The sequence below is a fragment of the Streptomyces sp. WAC06614 genome, assembly GCF_003949795.1.
Classification (GTDB): domain Bacteria; phylum Actinomycetota; class Actinomycetes; order Streptomycetales; family Streptomycetaceae; genus Streptomyces.
On the sequence record NZ_RPRY01000058.1, the window covers coordinates 1 to 24,221 of the forward strand.

Sequence of the window (24,221 nt, forward strand, 5' to 3'; positions counted from 1 at the left end):
GCCGGGCCCACGCCCGTACGGCCCGCCCCGGGGCGGGGGCGGCCGCGTGGCCGGTCCGGGCGAGTTCCCCGGCGAGCCAGGTCGGCAGCGGGGCCGGGGTCCGGCAGGCGCCCTGGGCTGCGTAGACCCCGGCCCGGGTGACGGTGCCGGGCGCGACGATGTACCCGCCCTGGGCGCGTACGTCGACCTGCCAGGCCAGGGCCCGGCCGCGGCCGGATCCGGTGGAGCAGAGCCAGCCGGGGCCGGGCTCCGCCCGGTACCAGACGTGCAGCCCGCCGGAGGGGGTCCGTACCCGCAGGGTCCGTTCGTCGAGGGCGGGGCTGCGCTCGCCGTGCAGGGCGGCGAGCACGGCAAGGGTGTGGAAGCCGTCCGCCAGGCCGGTGAGGTCCACGTCGGCGGCGATGCCGATGCCGGGCAGCAGCCGGTCCCGGGGCGGGAGGGCGCCGCCGTGGGCGTCGATGTCGATGACCACGAGACCGGCCGGTCCGCAGGCCACGCCCACGCCGTAGCGGTCCCGGGACCACCAGCCGTCGATCCGTTCGGGGTCCGTGGTGGCGGCGTGGAACCCGTGGCACCAGCGGCCCTCGGCACGGCACGGGCAGGCCGCGGGCCGGTGCCCGCCGTCCCGGCAGTCCGGGCAGTTGCGGGCCGGGGTCTTCGCCCCTTCGGCCAGCGGGTGGACGGGCCAGCCCTGCGCGGCGCACCAGCGGGCCACGGCCCTGGGCGACGCCTCCCGGTCCCCGGCCTGTGCGACGCTCACCGGTACGCCGCCCTTCGGCCCGGGCGGGAGTCTCTCGCCCGGCCACAGCGTATTCGCAGCTCGCAGGCCATCCGGTTCTCTCCCCAGCGACTAAAGCGACCGACAGGTGGTAGACCCCCACTCTGGCCCATCGGGGGCTGTACCGGCCCCGGCGATCGGGGGGGCCCACGGACCTTCATCGGGGTCCGATCGTCCGATGCGGGAAGGGTCTTTCGACCCTGGCCCTCGGGGCGGGGAGCCCCCACCGCCCCGAGGAGTTCAGGCGGCCCGGCGGCGGCGGGCCGACATCGCCGCGCCACGCGGCAGGGCGCGGGCGGTCTCGGACTCGCCGCCCCAGAACCCCCACTCCCTCCCCTCGCGGGCGAAGGTCCGGCAGTCGAGGCGCACCGGGCAGCGTCGGCACATCACGAGTGCCATGTCCGCCGCGAAGGGGGCGCCGGACGGGTTGAAGAAGACCTCGTCGGGATCGACACCGGGCTCGGCACAGGGCAGCAGCCCGCCCTGGTCGGTGCGCGGGACGAACGAGGGGACGTGGGGGCGAACGGGCACGGGGGGCCTCCTCTTTTCTCCTTATGTGTCTGGTGTGCGGTGCCGTGCGGCAGGGCCACAGGGACGGGCGCCGTACGCGCAGCCGTCCGCCTCCAGCCTCGGCACTGGCCCCGTCTCCCGGGGACCTCCGACCGGACCCCCTGGCGGTTGAGATCGGGCGGGGCCCAACGGCCCGGGGCCGCCGCCGGGCGGGCAGGCGGCGGCCTGGCAGGGCGGCGGCAGGCAGCGACCGGGAGACGGCGCGGGGCGGGTGAGCCGCACCCGAAGAGTCGCTGCCCTGCGGGAGCGGTGCCCGGCCGGGGGGAGGACCGCCCCGAGCTGACGGGAGAGGCGTCGCTTTCGTACCTTTCCGCCACCTCTTGGACCCGGCAGCGCGGGGCCGCCCCCCGTCCGGAGCGACCGGAGCGACTCACGTTTCCATCTATGACGCAGGACGCCGGTCCCTCTTCTGCTCCCAGGTGTTGTTTCCGGGTCGCTCCGGTCGCTCCGAACGCTGCGCTCGCACGCCCCGGACCGTTCGAGGGCCCGCCGAGAGGCCTGGAACACAGCTGTTCCAGGCCTCTCGGCGGGCCCTCGAAAGAGAGTCGGGGGGCGAAGGGTGACGTGACTACCCCGGGCGGACCGCCCCGCTGTAGTTGCTGTTCGCCACGTCCCGCAGCACGACCCCGGTACTGGAGTTCTGCGCGCCGACGAACTTGCCGCCACCGACGTACACGGCCACGTGCCAGGCGGCGCCCTTGGCACCCCAGTAGAGGATGTCCCCCGGCTGGAGCGCGCCCTTGACCTCGGGGTACGCCCCCGATTGCTCCTGCGAGGTGCGGGGGATGGTGATGCCGGCGGCGCGGTACGCCGCCTGCACCAGGCTGGAGCAGTCGAAGGCATTGCCCGAGGACGCGCCGTAGACGTACGGGGAGCCGAGCTTCTTGCGGGCGAAGTCCACGACCTTCGAGAGGCCGCCCCCTGAGCCGCCCCACTGCGGCGCCTTCGGGGCTTTCTGCCGCCCGGCGGCCGCCTTGTCCTTGGCCGCCTTGTCCTTGGCCTGCTGCTGCGCCACGGCCTTGTCGGCCGCCGCCTTCTTCACGGCGGCCTCGTACGAGGCGACCTTGTCCCGTTCGGCCTGCTGGGCGGCGGCCTTGCCGGTCCTGGCGCGGACGGCCGCGTCGGCGGCCGCCTGGCCTTCCTGGCCGCGGAGTTCCATCCGCTGCGCCCAGTCGTTCAAGTGGTCGTAGGACTCCGAGGCGTCGAAGAGACCCAGGTCCGCCACGGGAAGCTCAAGGGTGTGGGTGTTCGACTCCGGCTGTTCGGCGGCGCTCGCCGGTGCCGCGGCCACGAGGGTGCCGAGCACTCCGGTGGCGATGCCGAGGTTGAGGGCGTTCCGGCCCTGGACCGTCCGGGACGGCTTGCGGTGACGGGGCGGCCCGGCACGGCGGGTGTGTGTCGGTGTCTGGAGGGTGTGGGCCGGTGTGTGGAGCGTGTGAGTGGACATGTTCCACCCCTATCCGCCCCCTCACACGGGCCACAACCCTCCTGGGGCGCCCCCGCCCCATGGGCGGCCCCTTGGGGCACCCATGGGGCGGGCAGACGGGCGCGGACGGGCGCAGACGTGTGCTCCGACGGCGTCTCGCCGCGGCGGCTCTCCGCGTCGTCAGGGCCGCTCGGTCTCCTCCGCCAGGAAGCGCAGCACATCGGTCATGTCCCCGCGCCGGGAGAACACCCCCCGCTGCCGGGCGGCCCAGGACCCCCCGCACAGCAGCCCGTCGAGGGCGTCCGCGGCGAAGTCGAGGTCGCCGGTGGCGTCGAGGGCGGGGGCCAACGCTTCCAGCAGCCGGGTGGCGAGCTGGATCGCGGGAACCTCGGTGCCGGTGCAGGGATCGACACCGGCACCTTCGAGGCCGTCGTGGGCGGCCCGCCACCGGGCGAGCCTGAGGACCTCGTCCTCGGCGGGCGGCAGGGGCAGTTCCTCCTCCTGCGCGCGCAGCGCGGTGGAGACCAGGGCCCGGCCCAGGACGGCGAGCAGGACGGCGTGTTCGGCGTCCGGAGTCACGTCGGGGGCCCGGAGTTCGAGGGTCGGCCACTTCCGGCTGGGGCGAAGGTCCCAGTACAGCATGTGGGGGTCGAGGACGGCCTGTACGTCGAGCAGCCGGCGTACGGTGCGCTCGTAGCCGGCCACCCCGTCGAAGTACGGGGTCGGGCCGGCCGTGGGCCACCCGGACCAGGCCACCGTGCGCCAGCTGGCGTGCCCGGAGTCCCGGCCGTACGCGTAGGGGGAGTTGGCGGAGAGGGTGATCAGGGTGGGCACCCAGGCGCGGATCCGGTTGCTGACCGCCACGGCCCCGGCGGTGTCGAGCGGGCCGACGTGGACGTGCCGGCCACAGCCGATCAGTGTCTGGTTCAGCGCTCCGAAGTGGTCCTGCATGGCCCGCTGGCGGTCCTGGTCGGCGGTGAGTTCCACCGCCCCGTCGGGGCCGAGGACCGGAACGGGACTGGCCACCAGGCGGCATCCGAGGTCCCGGGCCGCTCCCGCGAGGGCCGCGCGCAGCGAACCGAGCGAGACCCGCAGTTCCGCGGCGGTGGCGGCCACCGGGGTGGCCAGTTCCACCTGGTAAGGGGTGCCCTCGCCCTGGAGGTGCGGGCCCGGGCCACCGGCGGCGGCGAGTACCTCGGCCGCGAGGGGGGCCGGCCGCCACGTGGTGGCGTCGACCAGGAGGAGCTCCTCCTCGACCCCCAGGGTGAGGGGGGCGGCGGCGACCGCCGCGGGAGCGGGATGCGGCGCCGTCGCCGTCGTGTGCGTGTCCACTGTGTCTGCTCCCCGTCCGAGGCCGCGGCCGTCTGTGCCGCTCCCAGGCTGAGGGACGGGGCGCGGGCCGGGCATCCCCTGATGAGAGGGCGGGCAGGAGGAACGCCGGGCACGGATCAGGGGCCTTTCGCCTTCCCCTTCGTCGTTGTCCGGGTCAGGGCGGACCCACAGAATCGAGTGGTACCGCGCAAGGGTGCAGCGAGCCCACGGCGGGGCACTCCACCGCGCCGCTACCGCGCCGCCCTCCCTTCCGGTCCTCGTGCCGGACCTCGTACGAAGAGAAGACACCATGCACCCGACGTCCGCCGAGTACCCGGCCGCTCCCCAGAACCCGTACGCACAGCCCGACCCCTACGCCCAGCCGGGCCCGTACGGACAGGCGGGCCCCTCCGGACAGGCGGACCCCTACGCGTATCCGCATCCCTACGCCCCCTCCCCCCTCCGGCCCGTCCCCGCCACGGCGGCTCCGCGACCGGCGGAGGGCAGGCCTGCCACTCCGCTCTACGACACGCTGGTCCGTGAATGGCAGGGCCTGGACCGGTGCTCACCCGAGTGCTGCCGACCGGGCACGGCCCCGGTCGCCCATCTGGGCAGCCCGAGCCTCTGGCGGCACTGACCGCAGGTCACTCCAGCAGGCCGCGGCGCATCGCTTCGGCCACGGCCGCGGCCCGGTCCGAGACGCCCAGCTTGGTGTAGAGGCGCTGGGCATGGCTCTTGACCGTGCTCGGGGCGAGGAAGAGCCGATTGGCGACGGCCGGAATGCTCAGACCCTCCGCGAACAGCTTGAGCACCTGCCGTTCCCGGTCCGTCAGCAGCGGTCCCTCGTCCTTGAGCCGCCCCCGGATCTCTCCTGCCAGCCCGCCCGCCAGCTCGGGGGGAATGACCGTGCCGCCCGCCGCGACCTGGGCCACGGCCTCGACGAGCTGGGCGCGCGAGGCATCCTTCAGGATGTACCCCGCCGCGCCCTCCTGGATCGCCTGGAACACCAGGCTGCTGTCGTCGAACGCCGTGAGCAGCAGCACGCGCGTCGGCAACCGGTCGCGCACCACGGCACGGACGACGGCGATCCCGTCGAGATCCGGCATCCGCACGTCCACCACGGCCACCTGCGGCCGGTGCTCGGCAATGGCGTCGAGTGCCTGCCGGCCCGTGTCGGCCTCGGCCACTACCTCGATGCGCCCGCTGAGGGTCAGGGCCCGACGGACACCTTCCCGGAACATCGGATGGTCATCGGCCAGCACCACACTGATCATTTTGTTCAGACCAGCCATTTGCCACCGCCTTTATCGTCCCCTCAACAATCCGGGCCCCCACGGAAGACTAACCTCTACGGCGGGTAAACCCCGTTACCGCTTTTCACGGGTTGCCTTCGGGTGGTCACGGGCGGTACGGCCCCTGCCCGGGGTGGCGGTGGCGAGCGACCGAAGCGACGCCGGTGGCACGATGGCGGCGCGTGGAGCCACGGGATTCCTCAGGTGGCGAACTCCGGTCGCTCCGGTCGCTCCCGTCGCTCCGGTGGCTCCGGTGGCTCCGGTGGCTCCGGTCGCTCCCGTGGCTCAGCAGTGCAGTCGCTCAGGCTGCGAAGTCCTCGGTCCACCAAAAGCCGGTGCCGTTGAAATAGGCCCCGGTGCCCATGGTGCGGAATCCGCAGTTCAGAATGTTCGCACGGCTTCCGGGCCGGGCCATCCAGGCATTCAGCAGTGCCTGCGGGTCGGCGGGACCGCGTGCGATGTTCTCGGCGCTCACGTTCCGCGTGCCCGACCGGGCGGCCCTCTGCCACAAGGTGCTCCCGTCCGGCCCGCCGTGCCCGAAGTAGCCGTCCAGGGCCATGTCCTTGCTGTGCCCGACGGCCAGCGCCGTCAGCGCGGGGCTCACACTGAGGGGCTCACAACCGGCCTCCGCACGCGCCACGTTGACGAGCTCGGTCGCCTCGGTGGCAGCGGCGCCGGCGTTCGGGAGGGCCTGGTCGCGGTGTGCCGCCGCCGTGGCCGCGCCTGCCCGCACCGGAGACACCTGCTGCTTGTGCTCCTGCTTCTCCTGCTTCTGCTTCGACGGCTCAGGAGCCGGATTCCGCGCGGGGGGTGGCGACGTGGCCGGCGCGGTCGGCCTCACCTCGCCGGCCGCCGGCCGCATCGACGTACCGCCGGGGGCGTGTCCGGCGCCCGGCGGGCCCACCGCGACCGCGGCGATCCCGCCCGCCACCGCCAAGGCGGCGATCCCCAGCGCCGTGGGCCGCGCGAGCCGGCCGCGTCCGTGTGCCGCCCTGGGGGCGCCGTGCCGTCCCATGTCCTGTTCCTCCGCCTCTGCCTCCGTGTCCGCCTCCTCCTACGACCTCAGGCGGCCCACGTCTCCGCAGGCTCACTTCCGAGCCGGACGACCAGGATCAGCGGCCTGCGCGCACTGATCTCGGTGAAGGTGAAGTTCCAGGGGCCGCAGCCGTACACCTCTGCGGTGAAATCGCCGTGCTCCGGGCCCCGGGTGATGGCCAGCACGTTGGGATGGCCGCCGATGCGCAGGTCTATCGCCATGTCGGCGGGGGAGCCGGGCCACAGGGGGTCGGCCTTGCCCCGGACGACACCCTTTCCCCCGGGCCCGATCAACCGGGGCGCGTCACGGACCATGTCCGTGCCCATGTACCAGGGGGTGAGGGGCCGGGGGGTCATGTTCTGGACGAGCACCCGCCAGCCGTGCGCGTTCCTCCCCCAGTCGAAGGGCACCCGGCGCGGCAGCGGTACCGCAGGGCCGTCCGCAGGGCCGTCCGCAGGGCCTTCGGCGGGGTCGGGGTCGGGTGTAGGGGCGGGTGCAGGAGACGTGAGCTCCGTGTGGATGAGCTCTCCTACCGCCGCAAGCTTCGATCCGATCAACACACGCCACCTCTTCTGCCTTCTGCCCGACCGTCGCCCGCAAAGCGGACAATTGACACGTAAGGAGACCGTGGCACCGCACCCTGCCCTCACGGAAGCCCGCGGTGCTGCTCCGGGCGGTCTTTGGCCCTCGAAAGGGTCCGACCGGGGGAGCCGGGCGGTGCGGCACGGAAGCACACGTCGCGGACGGGCCCCGGCCACGACGGTGCGCGGAAGGGCCTAGCACCGTCGAGGGGCCGTAGAGGGGATCCCGGGTGGTTGCCCCGAGGGGAAGCATGGGTCGGCCGGGCGGGCAGGCCCCTCGGCGGCCGGTCCGCCGGCGACGCGTCCCACGGTTGAGAAGGTTCCATGGCGTCCACGCACCGGCCGAGCGACCGGCTGCTGTTCCGCATGCTCGTCCGTCCCTCCGGGTGGGCCATGTCGGCGGCTCTCGTCGCGACGATGGCCCTGCTGCTGCCCCTCATCTACATGGGCGGCATCCTCGATCCCCGCGGGGACATGAGGAGCCTCCCCATCGGCCTGGTCAGCGAGGATCGGGGGGCACCCGGCACGCCGGAGCCGCTCGGGGCCGGGATCGCCGCGTCCATCCGTTCCGCCGACCCGGACCGGCACGTGGACTGGAAGCTCCTCGACATGGCCGAGGCACGCCGGCAGCTCGCCTCCGGCCAGCTCTACGGTGTCCTCGCGATCCCCGCGGACTTCACCACGAAGGTCCAGGCCCTCGTCGCCTCCGCCCCGGTGTCCGCCCGGCCACGGATCGACGTGCTCACCAGCCCCGGTGCGGGCAGCCTCGGTTCCTCCCTGGCCAGTTCGGCGATGCAGCAGGCCGCGCACACGGCCTCCGTCCGGCTCGGGGAGTCCCTGACCGCCACCGGGGCCGGGACCGGGGCCACGGGATCCGGCTCCGGTGGCACCGCGGCTCCGGTGCGGCTGCTGCTGGCCGACCCGGTGAACGTGTCCGTCTCCGTGGGGCACCCCCTGGGGAGGCGCAGCGGCATGGGTCTGTCGGCTTTCTACTACGCGCTCCTGCTGGTGCTGATCGGCTTCCTGTGCGCGGGGATCGTCAGCAACGGCACCGACATCGCGCTCGGCTACTCCCCCACCGACTTCGGCCCGCTGCGCTCCCACCGGCCGCTCGTGCCGATCAGCCGCCGGCAGGCGTTCCTGGCCAACAGCACGCTCACGGTGGCCTTGTCGTTGGTGAGTTCCTTCCTCGTCATGGCCGTGACCGTCGGACTGCTCGACATGAACGCCCGGCACCTGCCCCTGCTGTGGGGCTTCTCGGTGGTCGCGATCTCCGCCGTCGGCGTGGGCGCTCAGGCGCTGACCTCGGCCCTGGGCGCCCTGGGACAGCCGGTGGGCATGCTGTTCTACATCGCCCTGGCCCTGCCGTCCTCGGGAGGCACGATCCCGGTCCAGGCGGTTCCCTCGGCCTACCGGTTCCTCGCCGAGTTCGAGCCGATGCGGCAGGTCATGGACGGGGTCCGGGCCATCCTCTACTTCGACGCACAGGGTGACGCGGGACTGACGCGGGCCTGGGCCGTGACCGGAGCGGGCCTGGTGGCGGCCCTGGTCCTGGGCCTGGCGATCACCTCGTTCTACGACCGGCGGGGCCTGCACCGGATCCCCCGCGCCGGCTCCCCTTCGTACGGTCCGGCGCCCCTGCCCTCGTCCTCGTCAGCCGGCGATTTCCCTCGGCAGGTGGCCCGATCGGTGGACCCCGCGCCGAGCCCCAGGCCATGAGGATGGCCCGACGGGGTCGTGTGCGGTGGCCGGGTGCGGGACCGAGTCCCCGGGGGGCCTGCCGTGGCTCCAGCTCTACAGTGAATCCTATATGCCCGAAAGGTCATGCAATGTAAGGGGCTGTCAATGAACGCAGCAAGGAAGGTCGCCATCGTCGTCGGCGGCACGGCGGCCGACGGCCGGGACTCGATCGGCGCGGCCCTGTGCCACTTCCTGCGGGACCAGGGAGCCCTCGTCCTGCCCGTCTCCAGCCGCGGGGCCAAGGTCGAGGCCACACTGCGGGCCCTCGGGGCGGACACCGCCCTGACCCCCGCCCTCACCGCCGACGCGAGCCGCCCCGAGGACCTGGAGAGGACCTTCGACGAGATCGTCTCGCGCTACGGCCGCATCGACATCCTCGTCAACGCCCAGGGCATCGCGGTCAAGAAGCCCACCCTCGACATGGGCGCGGCCGAATGGGAGGAGATCATCGCGGTCAACCTCCTCAGCGCCGTGACGGCCTGCCGCCTCGCCGCCGCCCGGATGATCCCGCGAGGGACGGGCCACATCGTCAACATCGCCAGCGGGACCGCCCTCCGGGGCTACGCCGAGGTGGCCGCCTACGGCACGACCAAGGGCGCTCTGGTCTCACTCACCCGGCACCTGGCGTGCGAATGGGCCCAGCACGGCCTGAGCGTCAACGCACTCGTCCCCGGCTACTTCGTCACCGCGATCAACCGCGAGATGCTGGAGCAGCACCCCGAGCGGCTCGACCGGATCATCGCCCGCACCCCCGCACGCCGGGTCGGGGACGCCGCCTTCGAGGACCTCCGGGCTCCCCTGACCTACCTGACGACCTGCACTCCTTTCGTCAACGGACAGACCGTCGTCGTCGACGGCGGGTACTGCATGGCGGGCTCCGGCTGAGCGGGGTGCTTACGCCGTAAGCACCCTTGAGGGGCTGCCACGTGCTGACGGGGTAAGCGCTTGGGGGGCCCGACGTGCTTACGGCGTAAGCACGTGGGGGGAGGCCCGACGTGCTTACGGCGTAAGCACTTCGAAGGAACTAACGTGGGAATCAGGCGAAACACGCCTTACGGGACGTCAAGAACCGCGCCCACGGCAGTATGCTGCCGTGCATGTCATCTCCTCTGCAGGGAGGTGAGCGGGAGAAGCTCGTCTCCAAGCTGCCCGCCAACCTCCAGTACGAACTGAAGATCCGGGCCGCTCAGCTCGACGTGGCCATGCAGGACGCCGTAGCCGCCGGCATCGAGACCTGGCGCGCCTGCACCGACCCCCTCCCCCAGATCAACACCGCCGGCGCGGAGTCGTTCGGCACCTACCTCCCCGAAGGCCTCTACGACGCCTTCAAGGACGACTGCCGCACCCGCGAGGTCTCCTACATCCAGGGCCTGGCCCAGGCCGTGGCGCTCTGGCTGAGCGAGCACCCCGCGGACGCATCCGTGACCCGGCGCCTGGTGGTGTGCAACCAGAAGGGCGGCGTCGGCAAGACCGCCATCTCCTCCAGCCTCGCCCAGGCCATGGCCGAGCACGCCCCGGTGAACCGCTCCCCCGCGCCCGCCAAGGGCGGCGCACCCGCAGACCTCGCCGCCGACGCGGCGGCAGCGGGTCAGCGGGTCCTGCTCGTGGACTTCGACCCGCAGGGCCACCTCTCGCACCAGCTCGGGTTCAAGGCGATCCCGGCGGGCGAGGAGAGCCTCATCACGCACATGCTCCACCGCGAGCAGGTCAAGCACGAGCTGATCGACCTGACCTCGCCGGTCGAGGGCGAACGGTTCGGCGGCCGGCTGCGGATACTGCCGGCGGCGTTCGACGCGTTCCTGCTCGACTCCGGGCTGACGATGTTCCGCGGACCCCGCCACGCCGCGCTGGAGCGCGCGCTGGCCCCGCTGGAGGAGCACTTCGACATCATCGTGATCGACTCCCCTCCGAGCCTGGGCCTCGCCATGGACTCGGCGCTCTACTACGCGCGCCAGCGGGAGGCCGAGCGGCCCGGCTCGTCCGGTCTCGTCATCCCCGTGGAGGCCGAGGACACCTCGGCGCAGGCCTACGGCATGCTCATCCAGCAGACCGAGGCGCTGGCCCGTGACTTCGACATCGTCATCGAGCAGCTGGGCCTGGTGGTCAACAAGTTCGACCCCCGCCGTGGCTTCATCGCGACCTCCTCCCGGGACAAGTGGATCGCGCTGGGCACTCCCCCGGTGCTGTCGGTCGTCCACGACCTGAAGGAGCAGCGCGAAGCCGTCCGCGTGCAGAAGCCGCTGTTCGTCTACGCGCCCGACTGCGAGCAGACGCACCAGATGCGGGCCATCGCCCGGAAGCTGAGGACCTCATGAGCAAGGCCGACAGGCTCGGCGGCTCCGCCACGTTCGACGCCGTGGCGCAGCCGATGAGCAGCCGCGCCGCCGCGTTCGCCCGGTTCAGCGGCCAGGACTCCCCCGCCGTCGCCGAGGTCCCGGGCCGGCCGGCCCAGGGGCTGCGGCTTCGGGTGTCCACGCTCGCGCACAACCCGTACAACCCGCGCGAGGAGCTCCAGGACATCGAGGAGCTCGCCGACAGCGTGACCGCGCGCGGCCTCATCCAGCCGGTCACCGTCGTCTCCCGGGCCGCCTTCCTGGCCGCGCACCCCGGGCACGAGCAGAGCATCGGCGAGGCCGAGTACGTCGTGGTCGACGGCAACCGGCGGCTGGCCGCCTCGAACATGGCCGGCCTGGACGACGTACCCGCGCACCTGGACGACTCGCTCGCGGAGGACGCGGACACCCTGCTGGAGACGGCGCTGGTCGCCGCCGTCCAGCACAAGGACCTGGAGCCCATCGAGCAGGCGAAGGCCCTTGAGCGGCTGGTGACGAAGTACGGCTCCCAGCGGCAGGTCGCCAAGGCCCTGCACAAGTCGAGCGGCTGGGTCACCCAGCGCCTGGCGCTGCTCAAGCTGACACCGGAGCTCCAGCAGGCCGTCGAGGACAAGTCGCTGCCGGTGGAGGTGGCCCGCCGCGTCGGCCAGCTTCCCCAGCAGCAACAGCACGACGCTGCCGAGCAGGCCCTCCGCGCCCGCAGCGAGGCCCCGCCGAGAAGGCAGCCCCAGCCGGACCCGGGTGCTTACGCCGTAAGCACCCGGCCTCCGGCACCTGCCGCGCCCGCCGTGCCGGAGGCGCAGGGCGCAGGGGAGGCCGCGGGGGAGTCCGCGGGTGCTTACGCCGTAAGCACTTCGCCGACCGCGACGCCAGGGCCGGGGGAGAGGGAGAAGGAGGCGGAGGGCCCGACCGAGAGTGCTTACGCCGTAAGCACCCCGACCGAGCCGGACCGGTCCCTCGGAGCCGAGGACGACAACGTGCTCGTCGACATCCGCAAGATCCCCCGGGTGCCCTGGCACGACGGCAACGGCGTGGCCGACCTCGTCTTCGAGAAGATGGACGACACCCAGCGCACCATCCTGCTGGAACGCCTGCTGGAGGCCCACGGCACGAACTGACGCGACGCACGGCGACGGCCCGCACGATCCCGATCCCCTCGGGAGGTGCGGGCCGTCGCCGTGCGTGCCTGCAGAGGGAGGCGAGGGGTCGCCCGGTCGACCAGCTGATCGGTGGATGCCCGGAGGTCGGTGGCGGCTGCCAAGATCAAGGGGTGCCGGGCGAGGTCCGGTACGTGGTCGAGCTCTGGGAGTCCTGCGGTGTGCATCGAAGCGTGTGTGAGCGTCATCGCCCGTGACGGGCTTTCGTTCCCCGCTTCGGTTTCCGGCGCCGTCCGGTGCGGCCGGGGCGGGCGTGCCAAGGACACGACTGAAATTGCACCGCCTGCTTCGTAACCTCACGTCTTCCGGCTCGCCCGCGAGCCCTCAGGCAGCGCTGTACGCGCTGTGCGTCAGCTTCTTCATGATCTGCCTGGACGCCACGGTCGTGAACGTGGCCGTCCCCGACATCCAAGCCTCGCTCGGGGCGTCCCTCAACGAGGCCGTGTGGGTCAACAGCGCCTACGCCCTCTGCTACGCCGTGCCCCTGATCCTCGCGGGCCGGCTCGGCGACCGCTACGGCCCCAAGCGGATCTTCCTGACCGGCCTGGCCGGCTTCACCGTGGCCTCGCTGGCCTGTGCCCTCGCCCCGAGCCCTGAGGTGCTGATCGCGGCACGGGCCGTCCAGGGTCTGGCCGCCGCGCTGATCGCACCCCAGACGATGTCCCTCATCGTCCACCTGTTCCCCGCCGAGCGCCGTGGCCGGGCGCTCGGGGTGTGGGGTGCTGTCGGCGGTGCGGCGATGGCCGCGGGCCCCGTGATCGGCGGGCTGCTGATCACGTGGACCGGATGGCGCGGCATCTTCCTGGTCAACATCCCCGTCGGGATCCTCGGCTGGATCGCGGCAGCCCGGCTGCTGCCCGACTGGCGGCCCGCCAAGGAGCACCGCCTCGACATGTGGGGTATCGCGCTCAGCAGTGTGGGGCTGACCGCGCTGGTCTTCGGGGTGCAGAGCGGTGAGGCGTACGACTGGGGCACGGTTGCCGGACCGGTGACGATCCCCTCGATCCTGGTCTTCGGCGTCCTGTCTCTGGCGGTGTTCGTGTGGTGGCAGCACCACAACACCCGCGAGCCGCTCCTGCCGCTGCGGCTCTTCCACAACCGGAACTTCTCCGCCGCCTCCGTCGCCGGCGGTGCCATGGGAGCCGCCATGGGCGGACTCTTCCTGCCGCTGATGATCTACTTGCAGAGCGACCTGGGCTACAGCCCGGTGGCGGCCGGCGCCGCCACCGTCCCAATGTTCGCCCTGTCCTCCCTGTGCGCGCGTCTGGCCGGGAAGTGGTCCGACACCATGAGTCCCCGGGCCCTCACGGCCCTGGGCTTCACCCTGCTGATCGTCGGCACTGCCACGCTCGCCTGGCTGCTGCACCCCGGGATCAGCATCTGGGTGCTGATGCCGTCGCTCCTCGTGGCCGGGATCGGGGTCGGCCTGGTCTCGGCCCCGCTCGCCGGGATCGCCACCCGGACCCTGGAGCCGTCCCTGGTCGGTGCCGCCTCCGGGGTCTTCAACACCACCCGCCAGCTCGGCGGAGCACTCGGCAGTGCCGCCACCGGCGTCCTCCTCCAGGCCGACTTCGGAGACACCCCCACCACCGCCACCCAGGCGGCCCTGGCCTTCCCCGTGGCCATGCTCCTGATCGGCCTCGCATGCTGCGCCTGCGTCCGACCGGCGCCGAGGGCGAAGGGCGCCTAGGGACCACGGGATTCGCCTAGGGACCACGGGATTCCCCCGGTCCGGCCGCCGATCGGGGGATGTCTGCCGGGGGAGGGGGCGGAGAGGCTGAGTCCCTGCACGGACCTCCGGGCCTGCCGCCGTCTTCGCCGGCGCACCCGGCTCCTGCGTGTCCGTCCAACCGTGCGGACGACCTTCGAACCAAGGCTCCCTCCGCATGCACCTTCCTCGGCCGGCCGGCGTCCGTCGCTGGGACGTCCGGGCGCTGGCAGCCAGCTCCCTGGCTTCCCTGGCCGTGGGGCTCGCTTCCGCCCCCAACACCTCGCAGCACCGCTGGGGGCTCGCCGCTGCCGTCGCCTACGCCTGCGCCGCCCTGGTGGCGCTGGTCTCCCGTACGCCGTGGTCGCGTGCGGCGGCCCTGACCGCTGCCGTCGGCGCGGTGGCGGTTCCGCTGGTCTGGCTGACCGCCGTCGGCCTGGAGCAGATGGAGGTCGGTGTCGTCGAACGCGCCGCCCGCCACCTCCTGGAGACCGGCACCCCCTATCTCGCGGATCCGGTCGCGGTCCGCGACTTCAACCCGTACCTGCCGGGCATGGCCCTCTTCGGGCTGCCGCACGCCTTGTTCGGCGCGGGCCCCGCCACCAGTGCCCGGCTGTGGTGTCTGGCCGGCTTCCTCGTCGTCCTCACCGCGGCGGTGGCCGTGCTGGTGAAGGGTGAGCGGCAGCCCCGGCGCAAGGCGGTGGCGGTGACGGGGGCCCTGTGGATCGCGGCCAGCCCCGTGGTGGCCCTGCCGCTGGCCATCGGGGGAGTCGACCCCGTGGTGGTGGCCTGCATCCTCCTGGCCCTGGCCTACGCGCACCGGGGCCGTGCCGGGGGAGCGGGCCTGGTCCTCGGGGCGGCAGCGGTGCTGAAGTGGACCGCCTGGCCTGCCGTCCCGGTCGTCGTGGCCCTCATGGCCGCGACCCGTGGCCCACGCGCTGCCCGGACCACCGCCGCCGTGTCCGTCGGCGTAGCAGCACTCGTGGTGGCGCCGCCCCTGCTGGCCGATCCTCGCGCATTCCTCGACAATGCGGTGCTCTACCCCTTCGGCCTGAGCCGTACCGCCTCGACGGCCGCGAGCCCGTTGCTGGGCCACCTCCTCGTCACCTGGGTGCCCCACGGCAGGACCCTCGCCGTGGCACTGATCGGGCTGAGTGCCGTCGCCGTGGCGGTGTCCCTGCTCGTCCGGCCCCCGATGAGCGTGCCTGCTGCCGCCCATCGCCTCGCCCTCGGCCTCACCCTGGCCATCCTCCTGTCCCCGGCGACACGCATCGGCTACGCCGTCTATCCCGTCGCCCTTCTCATCTGGGCCCGCTGCATCACCCTGGCCGCGCGTCCGCCCGTTGCGTCGACTGATCCGCCGGTCCCTTCGGTCCCTGGTCCCTCCCGGCCCACTCCGGCAGGGGCCTGTTCAGTCCCTCCCGCCGGTGCCAGGGACGGAAGGCGGCTTCAGTCCCTGGGCGAGCGGCGGGCCCTCCGCGGGGTCCGGAGTGGGTCGGGGACTGAAGTCGTTCAGTCCCTGTTGGTCCCTGGGTTTCAGTCCCTGTTGCGTTTGTGCAGGTCAGAGGCTTGAGTGGGCCGTTTGAGGGACTGAAGGGACTCAAGTTCAGTACTTCCAGCCTTTACGTGCGTGTGTGTATGTGCGCGCGTAGGACAAGCTCATGTGCATATGTGGCTCATAACTAGAAAGTTGAGTCCCTTGGGTCCCTGGGGTCCCTGGGGGGAGGCCGCTGACCTGCAGGTTTGGCAGGGACCGAAGGAACAGGGACCGAAAGGGACCGACGGACCCTTCGGCCCCTGTTCCGGGGGTGAGGGGGGACCCGGGGAGAGGAGGGACCCGCGGGCCGCCCGCGGTCGGTCCCTGGGGGAGATGCTCAGGGACCGAAGGCCCTGGAGGCGGGCGCCACGCCCGGGACCAACCCCCGCACATCAGGCTCATGGCCCTAAAACCCCCTGGTCATCAGGGACTCAGGGACTCAAGGGACTGGCATTCCGAAAAGACGTACCAAGGTGCGCTAGCCTGGGGCGCCTCTGCGCTAGGCTCCCGGCAATGTGAAATTTCAGTCCCTTCAGTCCCTCGGTCCAGAGGCAGGCCGCCTCCTCAACGACAGGGACCAGGGACCGAACTGACGCCATCGCACCACCGACCGAGGAAAGAACGTGCCAGCCCACCCCGCCAGTCCGCGAGGAGCCCTGCACACGGCAGCCGCGCGGCGTGACACGGCCCTCTGGCTCGCGGCACGCGGCTACCCCGTTCATCCCCTCGCGCCAGGGACCAAGACGCCCGCACCCAACTGCGCCCACTGCCACGCCGACCGTCACCCGGCCACCGAGTGCCCCTGCATCCCCCGGGGCCGCTGGTGCCACGGCTTCCACGCCGCGACCACCGATCCGGCCCGCGTCGGTCACTGGTGGCAGCAGGAGCCGGAGTTCGGGATCGGGGTCTCCTGCGGACCCGCCGGCCTCGTCGTCCTCGACATCGACCGCCACCCGGCGCCCCTGCCGGACCGGCAGCGCCTGCTGCCCGGCATCCCCATCGACGACCGTGTCGACCTCACGGGCCTGAGCAACGGCTTCCACACCCTCGCCCTGCTGGCCGCCCACCGAGGCCGGCCCGACCCGGCCGAGGACGACTCCACCCTGCGCGTCCGCACGCCTTCCGGCGGCCTGCACCTGTGGTACCGAGCCCCGCTCGGCGGACCCGCCTTCCGTTCCTCCAGCGGCTCCGGCTCCCGTACCGCGCTCGCCTGGCAGGTCGACGTACGAGCCACCGGCGGCTACATCGTGGCGCCCACGACCCGGACCGCCCAGGGCACCTACGAAGCCCTTCCCGGGGCCCGCACGCCCGCCCCGCTGCCCCTGTGGCTCGCCGCCGAACTCACCCGCACCGGCCACGCCCGGCTGCCGCGGCCCGCTTCGGGCCCCACGGCGCCGCAGGAGACCCCTACGGCCCCTCAGGCGGCCCCAGGAGCCCCCGGACCCACCAGAGCCCCCGGAGGCCGCCCTCGCCGCGGCAGCGACGCCCAGCGCATCCTGGCGCCGCTCCTGGACGCCGTCCGGGACTGCGCCCGTACCCCGTCGGGCGCAGCGTTCAGTGACAAGCTCAACCGTGCCGCGTTCACCGCGGGGGGCCTGGCCGCCGGCGGCCACCTCACCGAAGCCGAGTGCACCGGCCTGCTCACCGAAGCGGCCGACGCCGCCCGGCCCGCGCAGTCCCGCCGGAACCGGCTCATCATCGACTCCGCGCTCCGAGCCGGCAGCAACCGCCCGATCCACCCCGAGGGACGTTCATGAGCAGCGCAGGCAGCACCGGCTTCGACGCGCGCGCCGCCGCCGAGCAACTCGCCGCGTTCACCCCCGAACCACCGACCGGGTCGCCCGAACCGCCGGGCGCGGCCCAGCTCCCGGCGCAGCAGAACGCCCACCCGGTCGGATCGCGCCCCGGGGACTTCCTCCAGGCGGGGCTGCTGACCAACCTCACCGACCGCGGCAACGCCAAGCTCTTCGCGCACCTGCACAGCGACCGCTTCCGGCACGTCGAGGGCCTGGGCTGGTACGTGTGGGACGAGTACCGGTGGAAGCGCACCGGGGGGGAGAAGGCCGCGATCTGGGCCGCCGGCGACATGGCCGAGGACATGCCCCTGCACGACCCCCGCGGGCTGTTCACCGACCGGGAACTGGTCCAGCACCGCAAGCGGGCCATGTCCACCAGCGGGGTCAAGGCGATGCTGGCGCAGGCCAAGGCCTCGCCCGAACTCGCCCTCGACCCCGACATGCTCGACGGGGACAAGCACGCGCTGTGCACCCCGGCCGGCGTGGTGGACCTGCGCACGGGGGAGCTGCACAAGCCGGACCCCCGCCGGGACCTGCACTCCCGCGCCACCTTCCTGGCGCCGGAGGCCGTGCCCACCCCGCGCTTCGAACGCTTCCTCACGGAGACCTTCGGCGACGACGACAAGGGCAGGGAGATGATCCACTTCCTGCACCTGCTGCTCGGCTACTCCATCACCGGGGACGTCGGGGGCCAGGTCCTGCCGTTCCTCTACGGCATCGGCGCCAACGGCAAGTCCGCCCTGATGGACATGGTCATCAAGATCCTCGGTGACTACGCCGACGTGGCCCCGCCCGGCTTCCTGATGGAGCGCGGCAAGTTCAACGAGCACTCCACCGAACTGACCGAGCTCCACGGCCGCCGCCTGTTCGTGTGCAGCGAGCTCAAGCCGCACGACAAGTTCGACGAGGCCCGCGTCAAGCTGCTCACCGGCGGCGACCGGCTCAAGGCCCGCCGCATGCGGCAGGACTACTTCAGTTTCGAGCCCACCCACAAGCTCTGGCTGCTGGGCAACCACCGCCCCGAGGTGGGCACCGGCGGACACGCCTTCTGGCGCCGGATCCGGCTGATCCCCTTCGACCGTGTCGTCCCCGACGACCGGAAGATCGACAACCTGGCCGAGGAACTCGTCGAGGACGAGGGCTCCGGCATCCTGCACTGGATGATCCAGGGCGCCCGCGCCTACCTGGCCGCCAAGCCCGCCCTCTCCGGCCCCAGCGTCGTGCGTACCGCCACCCAGGCCTACGCCACCACCGAGGACCACATCGGCCGTTTCCTCGCCGAGTGCTGCACCGCCGCCGCCCCCGAGGGACAGGACCTCAAGGTGGAGCAGGGCGCGCTCTTCCGCGCGTACAGCAGCTGGTGCCAGGAGGGCGAGGGCCTGCGGCCGGCCACGCCGCGCGCCTTCGCCACCCGTATCCGTGCCGAGGTGGGCATCTCGTCCCCGAACGAGATGCTCCGCTCCAACGGCCAGAAGTACTACCCGGGTCTCGCCCTGCTCGCCGATGAGGCGAACGGGGCAGGCCGCGCCTGATCCATATCGGCGTACTGTTCGCAGCCCTGTCCGCCCCCTACGATGAACAGAGAAACAATGACCGCACCGCACGACGCCGCCCGGCCGGCCCGGATATCCGGCCACCGGCGCCCTGTAGCGTGGGGCGTCCGCAGCACGACGCAGCCGGCACACGACACCGAGGAGGGACGACGGCCATGAGCTCGCTACTCCAAGCAAGCGATCTCGCCCACGAGGACAAGGTGGTGTGGCTGGAGGACCCTTCGGAGCTGGACTACGTGCGCCAGGCCCACGACAAGACGCCCCGGCGCAAGGGCAAGCCCCGCTACTACCGTGACGGCCGCATGGTCGGGTTCACCGAGCTCAGCGAGACCGCCGAGGCCGATCCCGACAGCGGTCTGCACAAGCGGCGCGTGTTCTACCTGCTCCCGCACGACCGCGACGCCGAGCCCGAGGGGCTCTACCGCGAGGGCGCCCCGGGGGAGGCGGTGGACCCCCGCACGATCGAGCCCGGCAAGGTCGGGATGAAGACCGACCGCTCTCAGCGGGGCCTGTCCACCGTCGAGCGGACGGTTGCCTGACCCGGTCCCTCCAGTCCCTGCGGATGAGCCCGGCGGGCACGCAGCGCCCAGACCCGGGCGGGCGGTACGTTCGTCCACACCGTGCGCGAAACGGCGCCGTAGGTGTCGTGGTAGCGGGCGAGGACCCGGTCCACGTCGAGCTGACGTCGTAGGGCGGCCCGTCGACGCAGCAGGTACCGGGCGTGCCGGCTGCCGCGGTAGGCGAAGTAGACCAGGGTGCCGCCGGGGTGCAGGAGCCGGAAGTAGCGGTCCATCAGCGCGTCGACCTCCGCCGGGGCGAAGTTCGTGAAGGGCAGGCTGGAGACGATCACGTCGTAGCGGCGGGTGGTCTCCAGCTCCTCCACGGGTGTCTGGTGGACCGTCGTCCGGGCCCCCACCCCGGGTGCCGCGTGGGTGACCAGCCTGCGCAGGGCGCGGGTGAAACGCGGGTTCTGCTCCACCACGTCGAGCCGGCTGCCCGGGCCGAGGAGCGGCAGGAGCTCACGTGTCACGGCTCCCGTACCGGCCCCGACCTCCAGCACGGTCAGCGGCAGGTGCGTCCGCTCCCGCAGGGGAGCGGCCAGCACCGCGGCCAGGCGACGGCTGCTGGGCGCGACGGCTCCGGTCGTGGAGAAGTCACGCGCCGCCTCGGCGAGGAAGGTGCGGAAGGCGTCCATGGCCTCGACCGTAGGAGCCTGCGTGCCGCGGGGGAGTCCTCCGGTCGGAGGTCCGGGGGGATGAGAGCGGGCCGCCGAGGATCCGAGAGGTCCCCAGCTGCCCGAACGGGGCGCCGGGGCCTGCCCCTTGGGCCACCCGGCATGCCCATGGCGGGGAGATCGATCCTTGCGACCATGGACGCTCGGCCGAGCGGCCGTGGGCAATCCATGGGATCAGGACGGGTGGACGTGTCGGAGCACAGCATCTTCGAGTTCGACGAGGAGCAGGGGACGGGGTCGGGATCGGAGTCGGATTCGGAGTCGGAGTACGGCGGGCGTGACCGCGCCGAGCTGGAGGAACTCCTGGGCAGCATCTCGCTGGATTTCCTCCAGCTGCTCGCCGGCAACGACCGGGAGTCCCTGCGCTACGAGAACGTGGGCGCCGTCGCCGAGGGATGGTCGGCCGGCATGCTCGAACTGGCCATGACCGGGATCCTCGACGCCGCCGCCCGGCTGGGATGGATCACCGACGCCACCCTCGGCCCCGACGCCTGGGAAAGCTTCCTCGACGAGTGGCCCGACCCCGAAGCCTTCGAAGGCCGCTCGTCCTCCTACGGGGACGACGGTGCGGCGGCGGCCTACGCGCGCTCGGCCGCCGTGAGCATCCGCGGGCGGGTGCTGTTCCCGAGCGAGACCGGCGGGAGCCGCAGCTTCGAGGAGACCCTCGAAGCCGACCGGATCAGCAGGCACGGCAAGCAACTGGTCTCGCACGTGTACCTCACCGAAGTGGACCCCGTGGAGCGCGAGACGTTCCGGGGGCCGGTGGTCGACGGCCGGGTCCACACGCACGACCGGCGCTACCGGATCGACAGCGGCGGCCAGAAGATGCGGTACCTGATATCCGTCGAGGACGGGGGCGCCGTGCTGTACCTGGACCAGCGCATGAGCGAGCGCGATGCACGTCAGGTGGGGCCGGTGGGCATCGAGCGCTACCCCTCCCTCCAGTCGCACGCACAGATCGACGGGAGCATCGTGTGCGCCGGTGATGTGGTCATGGAGGACGGGAAGGTCGTCGCGATCGACAACCACAGCGGCTCCTACCAGCCGAGCGGCAGGAACCTGGCGGCCCTCCTGCGGCTCACCCACGAGCTGGGCATCCTCTCGGAGGGCACGGCGTTCTTCCAGTTCGTCAGCCACGGCAACGCCTACGACCCGGACGACGGCGAACTGGGCAGGCTGTGCTCCGCGGAGGTCTGGGCACGCTTGCAGAAGACCCTCCGGCGGGAGGCCTTCTAGAGGATCCAGGCGTTGCGGGGCTCACGGGGGACCTCGCCAGCGTGGATCAGGTCCGCCAGTTCGGCCAGGTGCTGCTGCTCCCGGGCGGCGCGGATGCCGGTGGACGAGTCCGTCGGACCTTCGTCGTAGAGGCGGCCGATCCTCTCCACGCTCGTGCTCAGTTCGTCGTCGGTCGCCACGAAGCGGAGGAAGCGCACCAGGTCCTGCGGCTCGTCCTGCCACCGGGCGTTGAGGCGCTCCAGCTCGCACCAGCGCTCGACCTCGTCCGTGATGTTCCGTACCCGGCGGTAGTGGGCGAGGGGTGCTTGCCAGTCGGCCAGCAGGATGGCGTCGACCTCCGGTCCCAGGCCCCATGTGGCGGCGTCGATCGGCTGTCCCTGCTCGTAGGCCTCCCGCAACTCCGCCGCGTCCGCCACGTGTGCGCACAGGTCGATGACGTCGCCCATGCGCAGGATCTGCTGTCCGCCCGCGCCGGCGAGTCCTTCGGCGGTCAGCTCGAAGTTCTGCGGGTCGAGCCCCTTCGCCCGCCGGACGTGGGTGAGGAAGTCGAGACCGGGGTCCACGTTGCGGATCTCGTCCAGGACGATCGCGTCGTCATGGGTGCGTGCGATGATCATCGAGGTGGGATCGCTCTTCTCGTAGACCGCGAACCACCGCAGATCTGCCTGCAGGAACTCCGGCTTGCCTTCATAGCTGAGGAAGAACGTGACGTTCCAGCGGTCCTCCGCCTCGGCCGGGGGCAACCCGAGCCCGGAGGCGAACGCCTGGCAGACGTACCCCTCCCCGTGGACCTCCGCGAACTCGTGGACGACCATGCCCTCGGCCACCTCCTGCCATTGCGCGAGCCGGCCGTTCAGCAGGAGGGCGAAGTGGGGGATGCGAGCGAAGTAGCTCTGATCGGGCGGCGTGAAACAGGGGTGGGGGTCGGCCTTCCCCCACCGCGACCAGCCGGCCAGCGCCGCGGTGAGGGCGTCGCGGCGGTCGTCCTGGTGGAAGCGGCCGTTCTCCAGGGTGCCGGCCTTGCCGTTCACCCGGATCCTCGCCCGGCCCCCCTTGGGATACTCGAGGACCGCGGCCCGGGGCCCGGGGGCCGGCGCCGTGCGGAGGCGCGTCGTCAGCTCGTGGAGCGCCACGAGCTTGTCGCGGTCCCCGGTGTCCCTGAGTTCCTTGTGCTCCATGGCCATCTTCAGGCCCCGGTTCACCAGCCCGGTGATCTTCCCGATCTGGCCCACGAACGGCGCCGCCTGGGCCGTCGGCCCGTAGGGCGAGCCGTCCTGCACCGCCTGCAGCTTCATCCCGGCCGAGGCGATCGGGCTCCCCAGTCCGGCGAGGCGGTCGATCACGTCGACCGCAGTGCCGAGCCTTTCGGTGTCGGGGGCGTCGGGAGCCTGCTCGTACGTCCTGCCGAGGTGGCGGCGGACGGTTGCGGGGTTCGCCGCGTCGGCAGCGGAGACCGCCATGACGGTGAGCTGCTTGACGGCCTCCAGCGCAGCTGTCAGCCCGGCCGACGCCGTCAGCATGACGGCCGTGACCTGGGGGGCCACGGGGGCGGCCAGGTAGCCGAGTGTCTGGACCAGACCCATGAGGACGACCACGATGAGCTCGATCGCCCACAGCGTCCAGGACAGGGCCGGGTACGCGCTGTCGAAGTCCTCCCGGAGCTTTTTGGAGGTGTCCTCGACGGCCCAGGCGTCGAAGTCCTTGGCGGTCCTGCGCAAGGCCCTTCCCGCCTTTTCGCACGCCTGGGTGTACGTCACCCAGACCGCGATCACATGCTTCTCCGCCTTCGGTTTCGAGGCGCTGTCGGCCTGCCGTAGGCGGTCGCACGCCTCCCGCAGGAGTGCCTCTGCCGTGGACAGCGCCCCGAAGGCCTTCCCGAGCTGCTCGTGAGCGGCGGCGAGTGTGCGCCTGTCCAGCTTCTCCAGGCCCGTGAGGAGCTGATCGAGCCGGGGTTTGACCGTGTGGGTGTAGGCGACCAGGGCCATCTCCACGTGGGTCAGGGTCGCGTCGCTGTCGTCGGGGGGCGCCGGTACCGGTGCGGGTACCGCGGCCGGGGCCCTGGCAGGGAGCCCGACCCGGGCCCTGCGCGCCGCCCGTGCCTCGGCCCGTGCCCTGGCCTGTTCCTCGGCCCGCCGCCGCGCCTCGGTCCGCCTCCGCACCTTGGCCTCGGCCTGCGCCAGTGCCCGCGCCCGCGTCCTCGCCTCGGCCTCGGTCCACCCCTGCACCGTGGTCCGCGGCTTCGCCGGTACCTGCACAGGTGCCTTCGCCTCGGCCCGCGCCCTTTCCTCGGCCTTCGCCTCTTCCCTGGCCTTCGCCTCTTCCTTGGCCTTCGCCTCTTCCCTGGCCTTCGCCTCTTCCTTGGCCTTCGCCTCCGCTTCGGCCCGTGCCTTTTCCTCGGCCCGCGCCCTGGCCATGCTCTGCCGCTGTTCGTCGGCCCACGCCGCGGCGAGAGCGGCGTTCATGTTCTCCTTCTGCCTCGCCTTGATGTCCTTGTCGGACACGCCCCGCTGGTACCAGGCGACGGGACCGCGGGCCTGCTCCAGTTGCTGCCTGGCCCTCTTCCGCTCCTCCTCCAGCCAGACCCGGAGCGTCCCGCACGCCTCGAAGAACTCACCGCCGACCAGCCGGTTCCAGTCGTTCATCCGGTCCTTGGCGCCGGTCACCTTCTCCAGGGTCTTCGTGAGGCTTCCCGTCGCCCCGTGGAGCAGGACCACCTTGTCCCACAGCGCGTGGTCGGCCTCCGGCTTCGGGTGCGCGTGCCTGTGCCACACCGTGTAGAGGTGGATCCAGCGCTTGCCCTGCTTCAGGACGTCGCGCACGTCCCGGGGCCGCCGGTCCAGGACGAAGTCGAGATCGATGTGCATCGGTACCCATGACTGAACGGGCATGTCGATGTCTCCTGTCCGGACGACCTTTGCCAGCGTTAGTCATGG

The 24,221-nt window shown here is 72.3% G+C and carries 20 protein-coding genes; 11 read left to right on the forward strand and 9 right to left on the reverse strand.

Features of this window, described 5'->3' with window-relative positions; translation table 11 throughout:
- The 4 genes from EF918_RS10930 to EF918_RS10945 form a co-directional block, all read right to left on the reverse strand.
- Nucleotides 1-715, reverse strand: a 715-nt coding sequence (locus EF918_RS10930) for a bifunctional DNA primase/polymerase (protein WP_148141225.1), incomplete at its 3' end; no start/stop codon positions are given.
- Between the two features lie 303 nt (nt 716-1,018).
- Nucleotides 1,019-1,309 (reverse strand): WhiB family transcriptional regulator, encoded by a 291-nt coding sequence (locus tag EF918_RS10935; RefSeq protein WP_125644246.1) that lies wholly within the window; start codon nt 1,307-1,309, stop codon nt 1,019-1,021.
- Between the two features lie 607 nt (nt 1,310-1,916).
- On the reverse strand, nt 1,917-2,795 hold the full coding sequence (locus EF918_RS10940; protein ID WP_125644248.1) for a C40 family peptidase: 879 nt from the start codon (nt 2,793-2,795) through the stop codon (nt 1,917-1,919).
- Nucleotides 2,796-2,954: 159 nt separating this feature from the next.
- Nucleotides 2,955-4,106, reverse strand: a complete 1,152-nt coding sequence (locus EF918_RS10945) for a glutamate--cysteine ligase (RefSeq protein ID WP_185921692.1) — start codon at nt 4,104-4,106, stop codon at nt 2,955-2,957.
- A 289-nt stretch (nt 4,107-4,395) separates the two neighbouring features.
- Between EF918_RS10945 and EF918_RS10950 the strand changes: the two genes are divergently transcribed.
- On the forward strand, nt 4,396-4,722 hold the full coding sequence (locus EF918_RS10950; RefSeq protein WP_125644252.1) for a hypothetical protein: 327 nt from the start codon (nt 4,396-4,398) through the stop codon (nt 4,720-4,722).
- 7 nt (nt 4,723-4,729) lie between these two features.
- Here EF918_RS10950 and EF918_RS10955 read toward each other — a convergent pair whose 3' ends face one another.
- From EF918_RS10955 to EF918_RS10965, 3 genes are all read right to left on the reverse strand, one after another.
- The gene (locus EF918_RS10955; protein WP_125644254.1) at nt 4,730-5,377 is read right to left on the reverse strand and encodes a response regulator transcription factor; all 648 of its coding nucleotides are present in this window, start codon (nt 5,375-5,377) and stop codon (nt 4,730-4,732) included.
- A 301-nt stretch (nt 5,378-5,678) separates the two neighbouring features.
- Nucleotides 5,679-6,392 carry a CAP domain-containing protein gene (locus EF918_RS10960; protein ID WP_125644256.1) on the reverse strand — a complete coding sequence of 238 codons (714 nt, stop codon included), beginning with the start codon at nt 6,390-6,392 and terminating at the stop codon, nt 5,679-5,681.
- Nucleotides 6,393-6,439: 47 nt separating this feature from the next.
- Nucleotides 6,440-6,970, reverse strand: a complete 531-nt coding sequence (locus EF918_RS10965; RefSeq protein WP_125644258.1) for a hypothetical protein — start codon at nt 6,968-6,970, stop codon at nt 6,440-6,442.
- A gap of 348 nt (nt 6,971-7,318) precedes the next feature.
- Here EF918_RS10965 and EF918_RS10970 point away from each other — a divergent pair, with 348 nt between their 5' ends.
- The 9 genes from EF918_RS10970 to EF918_RS11010 all read left to right on the forward strand — a co-directional run bounded on the left by EF918_RS10970 (nt 7,319) and on the right by EF918_RS11010 (nt 19,357).
- Complete coding sequence (locus EF918_RS10970) at nt 7,319-8,713, forward strand: YhgE/Pip domain-containing protein (protein ID WP_260610059.1); 1,395 nt, start codon at nt 7,319-7,321, stop codon at nt 8,711-8,713.
- A gap of 126 nt (nt 8,714-8,839) precedes the next feature.
- Nucleotides 8,840-9,619: an SDR family NAD(P)-dependent oxidoreductase gene (locus tag EF918_RS10975; RefSeq protein WP_185921693.1), complete on the forward strand. Its 780-nt coding sequence runs from the start codon at nt 8,840-8,842 to the stop codon at nt 9,617-9,619.
- 212 nt (nt 9,620-9,831) lie between these two features.
- Nucleotides 9,832-11,049: a ParA family protein gene (locus EF918_RS10980; protein WP_125644262.1), complete on the forward strand. Its 1,218-nt coding sequence runs from the start codon at nt 9,832-9,834 to the stop codon at nt 11,047-11,049.
- Nucleotides 11,046-12,185, forward strand: coding sequence for a ParB/RepB/Spo0J family partition protein (locus EF918_RS10985; protein WP_125644264.1), 1,140 nt, complete (start codon nt 11,046-11,048; stop codon nt 12,183-12,185). The genes EF918_RS10980 and EF918_RS10985 overlap by 4 nt, the downstream gene beginning before the upstream one ends.
- Nucleotides 12,186-12,498: 313 nt before the next feature.
- Complete coding sequence (locus tag EF918_RS10990; RefSeq protein ID WP_221889705.1) at nt 12,499-13,914, forward strand: DHA2 family efflux MFS transporter permease subunit; 1,416 nt, start codon at nt 12,499-12,501, stop codon at nt 13,912-13,914.
- A 196-nt stretch (nt 13,915-14,110) separates the two neighbouring features.
- Nucleotides 14,111-15,505: a glycosyltransferase 87 family protein gene (locus EF918_RS10995; RefSeq protein WP_125644266.1), complete on the forward strand. Its 1,395-nt coding sequence runs from the start codon at nt 14,111-14,113 to the stop codon at nt 15,503-15,505.
- 620 nt (nt 15,506-16,125) lie between these two features.
- Nucleotides 16,126-17,226 (forward strand): bifunctional DNA primase/polymerase, encoded by a 1,101-nt coding sequence (locus tag EF918_RS11000; RefSeq protein ID WP_125644285.1) that lies wholly within the window; start codon nt 16,126-16,128, stop codon nt 17,224-17,226.
- Nucleotides 17,223-18,797: a phage/plasmid primase, P4 family gene (locus tag EF918_RS11005; protein WP_125644268.1), complete on the forward strand. Its 1,575-nt coding sequence runs from the start codon at nt 17,223-17,225 to the stop codon at nt 18,795-18,797. Before EF918_RS11000 ends, EF918_RS11005 begins: the two co-directional genes overlap by 4 nt.
- A 176-nt stretch (nt 18,798-18,973) precedes the next feature.
- Nucleotides 18,974-19,357 carry a DUF6009 family protein gene (locus EF918_RS11010; RefSeq protein WP_125644269.1) on the forward strand — a complete coding sequence of 128 codons (384 nt, stop codon included), beginning with the start codon at nt 18,974-18,976 and terminating at the stop codon, nt 19,355-19,357.
- Here the strand turns inward: EF918_RS11010 and EF918_RS11015 are convergent.
- Nucleotides 19,318-20,013, reverse strand: a complete 696-nt coding sequence (locus tag EF918_RS11015; RefSeq protein WP_125644271.1) for a class I SAM-dependent methyltransferase — start codon at nt 20,011-20,013, stop codon at nt 19,318-19,320. The genes EF918_RS11010 and EF918_RS11015 overlap by 40 nt on opposite strands.
- Nucleotides 20,014-20,241: 228 nt before the next feature.
- Between EF918_RS11015 and EF918_RS11020 the strand changes: the two genes are divergently transcribed.
- On the forward strand, nt 20,242-21,288 hold the full coding sequence (locus EF918_RS11020) for a hypothetical protein (protein WP_125644273.1): 1,047 nt from the start codon (nt 20,242-20,244) through the stop codon (nt 21,286-21,288).
- On the opposite strand, the gene EF918_RS11025 is transcribed toward EF918_RS11020, so the two are convergent.
- A complete protein-coding gene (locus tag EF918_RS11025; protein WP_125644275.1) occupies nt 21,285-24,176 on the reverse strand; it encodes a hypothetical protein in 2,892 nt (963 codons plus the stop codon). The two genes, EF918_RS11020 and EF918_RS11025, sit on opposite strands and share 4 nt — an antisense overlap.
- Nucleotides 24,177-24,221: the final 45 nt, after the last annotated feature.